This is a genomic window from Campylobacter sp. IFREMER_LSEM_CL2127, from assembly GCF_025771745.1.
Taxonomy (GTDB): Bacteria; Campylobacterota; Campylobacteria; order Campylobacterales; family Campylobacteraceae; genus Campylobacter_D.
Genome location: NZ_JAKMQV010000008.1, coordinates 48,148 through 58,122 on the forward strand (window position 1 = coordinate 48,148; position 9,975 = coordinate 58,122).

A 9,975-nucleotide genomic window follows, 5' to 3' on the forward strand; every position below is an offset into this window, starting at 1 on the left:
ATTTTGCAAATAAAGGAAAAATATGACTTATGACAGCTTAAAACCTTTAATATATAAATTAGATCCAGAAAATGCTCATGCTCTGGCTGAATTTAGTATGCGGACGCTAGATTGTATATTTCCTGGAGGGCTTAGTTTTTTTGCAAAAGACTGTGTAATAAATGATGAAATTTTAAATCAAGAAATTTTTAATCTGAATTTTTATAATCCTGTGGGTTTAGCAGGTGGTTTTGATAAAAATGCAACCATGATAAGACCACTAAGTGCTTTAGGTTTTGGTTTTTTAGAGTATGGAACTTTTACTCCAAAACCTCAAAATGGTAATGAAAAACCTAGACTTTTTAGACTTGTTGAACAAGAAAGTATTCAAAATGCTATGGGTTTTAATAATAAAGGTAAAGACGCCATTGCAAAAGAAGTAAAAAAAGTCTATCCTTTTAGCATACCTTTAGTGGCAAATATAGGTAAAAACAAAATCACTCCAAATGAAGAAGCTATTAATGATTATATTATTTTATTAAAAGAATTTAAAGATTTATGTGATTTATTTGTGATTAATATCTCCTCTCCAAATACCAAAAATTTAAGAGATTTACAAAGCGAGGAATTTGTAAGTACTTTATTTAACCAAGCAAAAGAAATCACGAATAAACCTGTGATTTTAAAAATTGCTCCAGATATGAATATAGACAGCGCAATTTCACTTTGTAAAAGCGCTATTAGTGCAAAAGCTGATGGTATTATCATGGCAAATACTAGTATAGATTATTCTTTGATTGATAATACAAGAACTTTTGGCGGAATTAGTGGTAGATTAATCACCCAGAAAAGTGCGACATTTTTTAAAGAAGTAGCTAAAGAAATTTATCAAGATACTATTTTAATAGCAAGTGGAGGCATAGATAGTGCTGAACTTGCTTATGAGCGCATTAAAAACGGGGCTAGTTTGGTTCAAATTTATACAGCTATGATTTTTAAAGGACCAAGCATTGTTAAAAATATCAATCAAGGTTTAATCGAGCTTTTAAAACAAGATGGTTTTAATCATATTAGTCAAGCTATAGGAGTTAATTTTAAATGATTAATTATAAAAAAATCACCCTTGAAAATAAACTTGAAGTCTATACTTTACCTGTAAATAAAAAAAGCGGAGTTATAAGTGTAGATATTTTTTATAAAGTTGGCTCAAGAAATGAAAAAATGGGAAAAAGCGGCATAGCCCATATGCTTGAACATTTAAATTTTAAAAGTACAAAAAATTTAAAAGCAGGTGAATTTGATGAGATAGTCAAGGGTTTTGGCGGAGTGGATAATGCAAGTACGGGCTTTGACTATACGCATTATTTTATAAAATGCTCTAGTGAAAATTTAGATAAATCTTTATGGCTTTTTGCTGAATTAATGCGTAATTTAAATTTAAAAGATGATGAGTTTCAACCTGAAAGAAATGTAGTTTTAGAAGAAAGGCGTTGGAGAACTGATAATAATCCTTTGGGATATTTGTATTTTAGATTATACAATCATGCCTTTTTACATCATCCATATCACTGGACCCCGATAGGCTTTTTTAAAGATATACAAAATTGGAAAATAGAAGATATACAAGATTTTCATCAAACTTTTTATCAACCTAAAAATGCTATTTTGCTTGTGAGTGGTGATATTGATGAAGATGAAGTATTTACTTTAGCTAAAAAGCATTTTCAAGATATAAAAAATACCAAAGAAATCCCTATAGTTCATGAAAAAGAACCTGAGCAAGATGGTGCTAAACGCGTGATCTTGCATAAAGAAAGCGATACACAATTGCTAGCACTTGCATATAAAATTCCTGCATTTAATCATGAAGATATGCCAAAACTTTGTGCATTAAGCGAACTTTTGGGAAATGGAAAAAGTTCTTTAATAAGTGAAATTTTAATTGATAAATTAGAACTTATCAATGAATTTTATGTTTATGCAAGTGAAAATATAGATGAGAATTTATTTATATTTATTTGTGTTTGCAATGAAGGTGTAAAAGCAGAAGATGTTGAAAAAGAGCTTTTAAAAATTCTTGAAGATGTAAAAAATGCTAAATTTGATGATACTATCATGGAAAAAATCAAAAATACTGTAAAAAGTGATTTTATTTTTTCACTAAGCAATGCAAGTAGCGTTGCAAATATTTATGGATCTTATCTTGCTAAAGGTGATTTAAAACCTTTACTTGATTATGAAAAAAATATAGAAAATCTAAGCAAAGATGATTTAATTCATTGTGCTAGAAAATATTTCAATGAAAACAAATCTACTACAATAATCTTAAAAAGGGGTGAAAATGGACAATAAAATCATCATAGGAGCAATGACAGCTTTAATAACTCCATTTAAAAATGGAAAATTAGATGAACAAACTTACCACAAACTCATCAAAAGACAAATAGCAAATGGGATTGATGCAGTAGTGCCTGTTGGAACAACCGGAGAAAGTGCCACTTTAACCCATGAAGAACATAGAATTTGTATAGAAATAGCATTAGATGCTTGCAAGGGAAGTTCTTGTAAGGTTTTAGCAGGAGCAGGAAGCAATGCTACACATGAGGCTGTAAGTTTGGCTAAATTTGCACAAGAGCATGGAGCTGATGGTATTTTAAGCGTTACTCCATACTATAACAAACCCACACAAGAAGGTTTGTATTTACATTATAAAGAAATAGCAAAAAGCATAGATATACCTGTACTTTTATATAATGTCCCAGGAAGAACAGGTTGTGAGCTTCAAACAGAAACCATTATAAGATTGTTTAGAGATTGTGAAAATATTTATGGGGTAAAAGAAGCTAGCGGGAGCATTGATAAATGCGTTGATTTGCTAGCACATGAGCCTAGAATGATGCTTTTAAGCGGAGAAGATGCGATTAATTATCCTATACTTTCAAATGGCGGTAAAGGTGTGATTTCAGTTACTTCAAATTTACTTCCTGATATGATTTCAAAATTAACTCATCTAGCTTTAGAAGAAAAATACATCGAAGCTAAAAAAATTAATGATGAGTTGTATAATATCAATAAAATTTTATTTTGCGAAAGCAATCCTATACCTATTAAAGCAGCAATGTATATAGCAGGTTTAACTCCTACCTTAGAATATCGTTTGCCACTTTGTAAACCTAGTGATTGCAATTTAGCAAAAATAGAAGCGATTATGAAAAACTATAATATCAAAGGATTTTAATGGATACTTTTTTTCAAAATAAAACTTTAGTAATTAGCGGTGGAACAAGAGGGATTGGTAAAGCTATTGTATATGAGTTTGCAAAAGCAGGAGCCAATGTAGCTTTTACTTATAATTCTAACGCAGATTTAGCTCAAGAAATTGTAAAAGATTTAGAAAATAACTATAAAATCAAAGCAAAGGCTTATGAGTTTAACATACTTGAACCAGAAACTTATAAAGAATTATTTGAAAAAATCGATCAAGATTTTGACAGAATAGATTTTTTCATCTCTAATGCTATTATCTCAGGTCGTGCTGTTGTAGGTGGATATACTAAATTTATGAAATTAAAGCCAAAAGGTATTAATAATATCTTCACAGCAACTGTAAATGCTTTTGTTGTTGGAGCACAAGAAGCAGCAAAAAGAATGGAAAAAGTCGGCGGGGGTAGTATATTATCTATTTCTTCAACAGGAAATTTAGTACATATTGAAAACTATGCAGGACACGGTACAGCTAAAGCGGCGGTAGAAGCTATGGCAAGATATGCTGCAACTGAACTTGGTTCTAAAAACATCCGTGTAAATGTAGTAAGTGGTGGACCAATTGACACTGACGCGCTTAAAGCATTCACAAATTATGAAGAAGTTAAAAATGCAACTATTAATCTTAGTCCATTAAACCGTATTGGACAACCTCAAGATTTAGCAGGAGCATGTTTATTTTTATGTTCTGATAAAGCAAATTGGATCACAGGACACACCTTAATCGTAGATGGTGGTACCACTTTTAAATAATTCATTACCCCATTTTGGGGTATTTTCTTTAAACACAAGGATTAATAAACAATGAATTTACCTAATATCTTAGCATTTATAAGGATATTATTAGCTCCACTTTTGTTTTTTTTACTTATTAATGATTTTGAAAATATTCATCCCAGTTGGGTAAATTATTTTGCTTGTGTTGTTTTTGGTATAGCTGCCTTGACTGATTTTTTTGATGGTTATATTGCAAGAACTTGGAATCAAACTACAAAACTTGGAGCTATTATAGATCCACTAGCAGATAAAATGCTTGTTTTGGCTGCTTTTTTAGGATTATTACTCACCCAAAAAGCCGATCCTTGGATGATTTATATTATTCTAGTAAGAGAGTTTTTTATAACCGGTTTTAGAGTGGTTATGGTGAGTGAAAAATTTGATGTAAGTGCTTCTTTTGCAGGAAAAATAAAAACAACCTTTCAAATGATAGCCATTATATTTTTAATCATGCAATGGCCTTTTGCCAATACATTGTTGTTTATTGCCTTAGTACTTACACTTTATTCGGCTTTTGAATACTTACTAGCTTATACAAAACATTTAAAAAAGGTATAATTTGAAATCATATTTATTTTTATTTATTATCTTAGCCATTGGCTTTAAATTTTATTCTTTTAGCTTTTTAATAACGCTTTTGGTTATATCTTTTTTAATTTTTTTTCACGAGTTAGGACATTTTCTAGCCGCAAAACATATGAAAGTAGATGTAGAAATTTTTAGTATAGGCTTTGGAAGAGCTGTTTTTAAAAAAACTTACAAAAACACAGAATATCACTTATCTGCTCTACCTTTTGGTGGTTATGTTAAACTCAAAGGACAAGATGATTTAAATCCTAGCGAAAAAAATTACGAACCAAATAGCTATAACACTTTAAGTCCTTTAGCTAGAATTTACATACTTTTCGCAGGACCATTTTTTAACTTTTTTCTAGCATTTTTACTTTATATAGCCATAGGTTTTTTAGGTGTGCAAAAACTTGCACCTGTTATTGGCAATATAGCACCAAATTCAGCTGCACAAAAAGCAAATTTACAAATTGGAGATAAAATCCTAGCTATAGATGGAGTTAAAATTCAAAGCTTTGAAGAAATTGGCAAACTTGTACATATAAAACCAACCCTACTTAGCATAGAACGCGATGGTAAACTCATCAACCTCACCCTAACCCCGCAAATTGATCAAGGTTATAATGAGTTTTATCAAAAAGTTCAAAAACCACTAATTGGCATAGCACCTAAGGGTGAGTTTGTTACTATTTATCATCCAGGAATTAGTAGTTTAAAATACGCTTATGAAGAAAGTATAGAGGCTTCTTTGCTTATTTTTAAAGGCCTTGCTAAAATCATCAGCGGGGAGTTAGACGCTAAAAACATGGGTGGAATCATCACTATGGTAGATATAACCTCCAAAGCAGCAAACACTGGCATAGTGGTTTTATTTTTAATCACAGCTTTAATTTCTATCAACCTTGGAGTATTAAATTTACTTCCTATCCCAGCACTAGATGGAGGACATATACTTTTTAACCTTTATGAGCTAATCTTTAAAAAAGAAGTACCAAAGGTATGTTTTGAATATCTTAGTTATTTTGGCATGGCTTTGCTTTTAAGTTTAATGGTGTTTATAACTTATAATGATATTGCTCGTTTTATGAGTAATTAATAAGTCCTAGTAGCAAAATCATAACGGTTAAATTCGCCTATATTGTTTTTACGGTAAAAGCTATTATAAAATTGCTTACTTAAACTTTGCTCATAATTTAGTCTAAATCTTACCCACATTGCTGTTTGATCTTTGGCGTTAGTTTTTTCATCTTGATAATTAAGTGATAAATCTAAAATAGAAATTGGAGAATAAGTAATGTTATATTGGTTTTGTAATTCTTTTATATTAGAATTTACATTTAAAACATTCAAATATGGCAAGTCAAATACAACTCCAAGTTCTGTACTATCATCGCTATCGTTTTCTTTGATCTTATAATGATTAGCATATGCTTTAAAATAATGACTAAATTGAAATTCAGCACCAAAACTATTTTTTTCATAAGCTTCTTTATACTGATCATTAAAATAATTAAAACCAAAATTAAACTCATCAAATTCATAACGATTAATAAGCCCTAAAGAATATGCCTGCTCTGCTTGATCTATTCTTGCTTGTTTTTCTAAAAGTAAGGTAGCATTATCATAATCTAATATCGAATTGATATTTTTTATATTAACACTCAAAGCATTGTAGTCTAAACTTGCTTCTGTTTTATCCTTAGAGCTTAAATTTAAAACTTGACCTAAAGAATTACTAGCAAAAGAACTAAGATCTGTACTTTGAGCTTGGTATTCTTGTGGTTTTTGAAAAAATACTTGCTTAGAAACAGTGTTTGACTTTTGATATTTGCTAATATTAGCCTCACCCTCACCTAAGCTTTCTTCTAAATTTAAAGCAAATGCATTTATGCATATACAGCTTAAAAAAATGTATTTTTTCACTCAACCTCTAATGTATTATTCTAAAGATGCAAAATTTCACATTTATTATGAAATATTGCTAACTCTATATTTATAATAGCATTATATTTTTACAATATAGCTAATAGCATTTCAAACAAAAAAACTACTTGTTATAAAATTTTTCCTTTTTTTAGCATTCTGATTAAAAATCTAGCAGGATGAGTAGCATATAAAAAATCTTTTTCTATTTTTGGTTCATCAAAGATTAATGCACTAAGCATTCTAGCTCCAATAATAGCACTAGCAAAAGCCCTAGATCCATGAGCAATAGAAAAATACAAAGGAATAAAATCATTTGGCTCTACTTGACTTTTATTTTTATGCCATAAAAGTGCTTTGTAATTTTGCATATAAAAATTTTCATCATAGGCTTGACCTATTATGGCAAATCTATCACTAGAATACGATCTAAATCCTACTTTTCCACCCATAATTTCTAAATTCTCACCTTGTAAAAATTCTTTTATATTTTCAATATTTTGCAAATCATCATTTTTTAAAAGCGTTGTATCTTGATTAAGCCTATCATAACTTGCACCAATAAGTTGCAAATTCAATTCTTCATTGATAGGACAAATATAACCTTTTGAAGATAAGGCATGAGAATTTTTTAAAAATGGTTTTAAATGAGTACATTGCCCTCTAACACTGCTTAATTTCATATATTTATACTCTAAAAAATTCTTAACATCAGCACCTTGAGCATAAATTAACACATCATAATCTTTTAATGTTTTTTGATTATTAAATTGCAAAGAAAACTTTTCATTTTCATAAGAATAGTCTTTAAATTCATACTCAAAAAACACCCTAGCCTTGCTTTTTTGTAAAAGAGTTTTTACAAGCTCTTGGGGTTTTATGCAAGCTCCATCTTTTAAAAAGGCTTGGTTGTTAATAATTTCAAATAAAACATTATCTTTTTGACTATCAAAACGCTCTTGTATAAGTTCATTATGAGCAAATTCATAAACTCCTTGAGGAATTAAACCTAAAATTTGCCTATAAAATCTACTAGCCTCTAAAAAAACATATTGAGAAAACTCACCCAATAATACATCAGGTTTTAAAATCAAAGAGCTTAAAATTCCATTGATATTTCCAGAAGCACCTTTTCCTAATGAATTTTCTTTTTCAAAAACATCTACTTGAACATTTCTTAAAGAAAGCTCATAAGCTATACTAGCTCCGGCTATACCTGCTCCGATGATGGCTATTTTTTGTATCTCTTTTTTCAAACATGGAGTGTTAAAATAAGCAAGCTTATCTTCAAACTCAAGGCCATTAAAAATAGCCTGTATCATTTCTCTTTTTTTAAAACCTTTGATCTTTTGTACTTGAAAATTATTATTAATTAAAGCTTTTTTTAAAATGCTTGCAGAAGAAAAGGTTAAAATCTTAGCATTTATTTTTGAATTTTTAGCAACTTTGTTTATAATATCCTCATCAAACATCTCTTGATTTTTAGCAGGAGCAAAACCATCTAGATACCAAATATCAGCTTTAAAGTCTAAATTTTGTAACTTTTCTTTAGCATTACCAAATATCAAGTCTAAAAAACAATCTTGAAAATAAAATCTATAAACTCCATCTTTACATGGGGGATAAAATTTTAAAAACTGTTCTAAAAGCTCTTCAAATTCCTCATAAAAACCAAGATTTTTATAAATTTCTCTTAATGTTTCTTTTTCTATATAAAAATTTTCAAAACTAAGATAAAATAGCCTTTGATTTTCTTTTTTTTCCTTTATAAAACGCCTTAAAGTAAGGAAAAAATTTAAACCTATACCAAAACCAAGCTCTGCAATGATAGTTTGTTTTGTTTGAAATTCAAAAGCATTAGTGTAGATAAATTCACTCTCACTTAAACCATCGCTAGAATTAAAATAATAATCATCAAAATCTAAAGAAAAAGGTGCATTGTTTTTAATGATAATATTTGCTTTTTTCATTGATTTTTATAAAAATAACTCTCTATGCCATTAGCAATACCAATGGCTAATAATTCTTGGAAATTTTTATTTGTTAATCTATTTCTTTCACTAGGATGACTAATATAACCTGTTTCAATCAATATAGCAGGCATTTGCGCACCCACTAAAACCCAAAAAGGAGCTTCTCTAACCCCACCATCCACAACTTTATATTTTTTTCTTACATTACTTAAAATCTTTTTTTGAACATCAATAGCCAATTTATTTGAAGCAACTATTTTTTCACGGTTTAAAAAATTTAAAAAGGTTTGTTTGGAAAAATAATTCATCTCTTCAAAATCAGATTGATTTTCCAACTCAGCAGCTTTTTTGCTTCTTTCGCTTCTTGCAGGCGATAAGAAGAAAGTTTCAATACCTTGTAAAGTTTTAGCTCTTTGTTTATTTGGAGCTGCATTAGCATGGATAGAAATAAACAAATCTGCCATTTTTTCATTAGCCATAGAAGTTCTATCTCTTAAGTTTATAAATTTATCCGTACTTCTAGTATAATAAATTCTATATCCGCGTTTTTTAAGCTCATTACCAAGTTTTAAAGCCACGCTTAAAACTACATCTTTTTCTCTAACACCCTTATCACCCAAAGTACCTGGATCTTTACCTCCATGACCTGGGTCAATTACTATGATTTTACCTGATTTTTTAATGGTAGTTTTTGCCGTTTTTGAAGTAGTTTTTGTCGGTGTTTTTTTAGCCTTTTTTTCAAAGCCTATAAATAATTCCTCATCGTCTAAATCAAGATTAGTTTTAAAATCACTAGTAGAATTTAAAACAACTCTTACTGTAGTTTTATTAAACTGCACTATTGTGATGGATTGATTTTTGTTGATATCGATTTTTTTTCTATCACCTTCTAAAATAGCTTCAAAGCTTACAATAGAACGATATGTTTTACCATCTTTAAAAGAATTGATTTTAATATCTTCAATATCAATATCATTGTTTAATTTTAAATTAATACCATTTTTATCTTTACTTGATTTTAAAATATATAAAGGCTCATTTTTAACAACTTCTTTTTTAACTTCTGTTTTTTTGACTTCATTTTGTTTTTTAACTATAGGTTTGGATTCTTCTTTTTTTTCTACTTTTTCAAGCCCCATAAAAAGACTTTGTTCTTTAAGCTCTATTTTGATCTTTAATTCTTTTTTTGAGCTTAAGACCAAACGCATACTTGTTGGGTTAAATTGCGACACAATAATATCAAAATCTTTAAATTCAAAATTTCTCTTAGGTCCTTTTAAAATTCCATCAAAATCTGCAACATAACGAAAATTTTTATCACCTTTGAGAGTAAAGTTTTTAATGTCTTTTTGACTGATTTTTTCACTCAAATCAAGTAAGATGCCATTGTCTAATTTTTTAACATCAAGCACAAAAAGCTCTTTTTGCACCGGAGCTTTTTTATCTTCTTTTTTATCTTCTTTTTTATCTTCTTTTTTATCTTCTTTTT

General features: G+C 29.2%; 9 protein-coding genes. 6 read left to right on the top strand and 3 right to left on the bottom strand.

The features are described 5' to 3' along the window. Positions 1 to 22 precede the first annotated feature (22 nt). From L8V77_RS06180 to rseP, 6 genes are read left to right on the top strand one after another with little or no spacing between them, the layout of a single operon-like run. Positions 23 to 1,081, top strand: coding sequence for a quinone-dependent dihydroorotate dehydrogenase (locus L8V77_RS06180; RefSeq protein ID WP_263707181.1), 1,059 nt, complete (start codon positions 23 to 25; stop codon positions 1,079 to 1,081). Next, positions 1,078 to 2,331, top strand: a complete 1,254-nt coding sequence (locus L8V77_RS06185; RefSeq protein ID WP_263707183.1) for a M16 family metallopeptidase — start codon at positions 1,078 to 1,080, stop codon at positions 2,329 to 2,331. The genes L8V77_RS06180 and L8V77_RS06185 overlap by 4 nt, the downstream gene beginning before the upstream one ends. Further along, positions 2,321 to 3,217, top strand: a complete 897-nt coding sequence (gene dapA / locus L8V77_RS06190; protein ID WP_039666865.1) for a 4-hydroxy-tetrahydrodipicolinate synthase — start codon at positions 2,321 to 2,323, stop codon at positions 3,215 to 3,217. The genes L8V77_RS06185 and dapA overlap by 11 nt, the downstream gene beginning before the upstream one ends. Then, positions 3,217 to 3,996, top strand: a complete 780-nt coding sequence (locus tag L8V77_RS06195; protein WP_087689753.1) for an enoyl-ACP reductase — start codon at positions 3,217 to 3,219, stop codon at positions 3,994 to 3,996. The genes dapA and L8V77_RS06195 overlap by 1 nt, the downstream gene beginning before the upstream one ends. A gap of 51 nt (positions 3,997 to 4,047) precedes the next feature. Further along, entirely contained in the window at positions 4,048 to 4,578 is a 531-nt protein-coding gene (gene pgsA, locus L8V77_RS06200; RefSeq protein ID WP_263707184.1) for a CDP-diacylglycerol--glycerol-3-phosphate 3-phosphatidyltransferase, read from the top strand. A gap of 1 nt (position 4,579) precedes the next feature. After that, complete coding sequence (rseP, locus tag L8V77_RS06205; RefSeq protein ID WP_263707185.1) at positions 4,580 to 5,686, top strand: RIP metalloprotease RseP; 1,107 nt, start codon at positions 4,580 to 4,582, stop codon at positions 5,684 to 5,686. Here the strand turns inward: rseP and L8V77_RS06210 are convergent. The 3 genes from L8V77_RS06210 to L8V77_RS06220 all read right to left on the bottom strand — a co-directional run. Continuing rightward, entirely contained in the window at positions 5,683 to 6,513 is an 831-nt protein-coding gene (locus L8V77_RS06210) for a hypothetical protein (protein ID WP_263707186.1), read from the bottom strand. The genes rseP and L8V77_RS06210 overlap by 4 nt on opposite strands. Before the next feature lie 131 nt (positions 6,514 to 6,644). After that, a complete protein-coding gene (gene mnmC, locus L8V77_RS06215) occupies positions 6,645 to 8,483 on the bottom strand; it encodes a bifunctional tRNA (5-methylaminomethyl-2-thiouridine)(34)-methyltransferase MnmD/FAD-dependent 5-carboxymethylaminomethyl-2-thiouridine(34) oxidoreductase MnmC (RefSeq protein WP_263707188.1) in 1,839 nt (612 codons plus the stop codon). After that, a partial coding sequence (locus tag L8V77_RS06220; protein WP_263707189.1) for an N-acetylmuramoyl-L-alanine amidase family protein occupies positions 8,480 to 9,975 on the bottom strand: 1,496 nt, incomplete at its 5' end. The genes L8V77_RS06220 and mnmC, both read right to left, overlap by 4 nt.

Bases quoted from the DNA above. Each gene is read 5' to 3' on its own strand.
- L8V77_RS06180 (WP_263707181.1), top strand. From the start codon at position 23: ATGACTTATGACAGCTTAAAACCTTTAATATATAAATTAGATCCAGAA.
- dapA (WP_039666865.1), top strand. From the start codon at position 2,321: ATGGACAATAAAATCATCATAGGAGCAATGACAGCTTTAATAACTCCA.
- mnmC (WP_263707188.1), bottom strand. From the start codon at position 8,483: ATGAAAAAAGCAAATATTATCATTAAAAACAATGCACCTTTTTCTTTA.
- pgsA (WP_263707184.1), top strand. From the start codon at position 4,048: ATGAATTTACCTAATATCTTAGCATTTATAAGGATATTATTAGCTCCA.
- L8V77_RS06195 (WP_087689753.1), top strand. From the start codon at position 3,217: ATGGATACTTTTTTTCAAAATAAAACTTTAGTAATTAGCGGTGGAACA.
- L8V77_RS06185 (WP_263707183.1), top strand. From the start codon at position 1,078: ATGATTAATTATAAAAAAATCACCCTTGAAAATAAACTTGAAGTCTAT.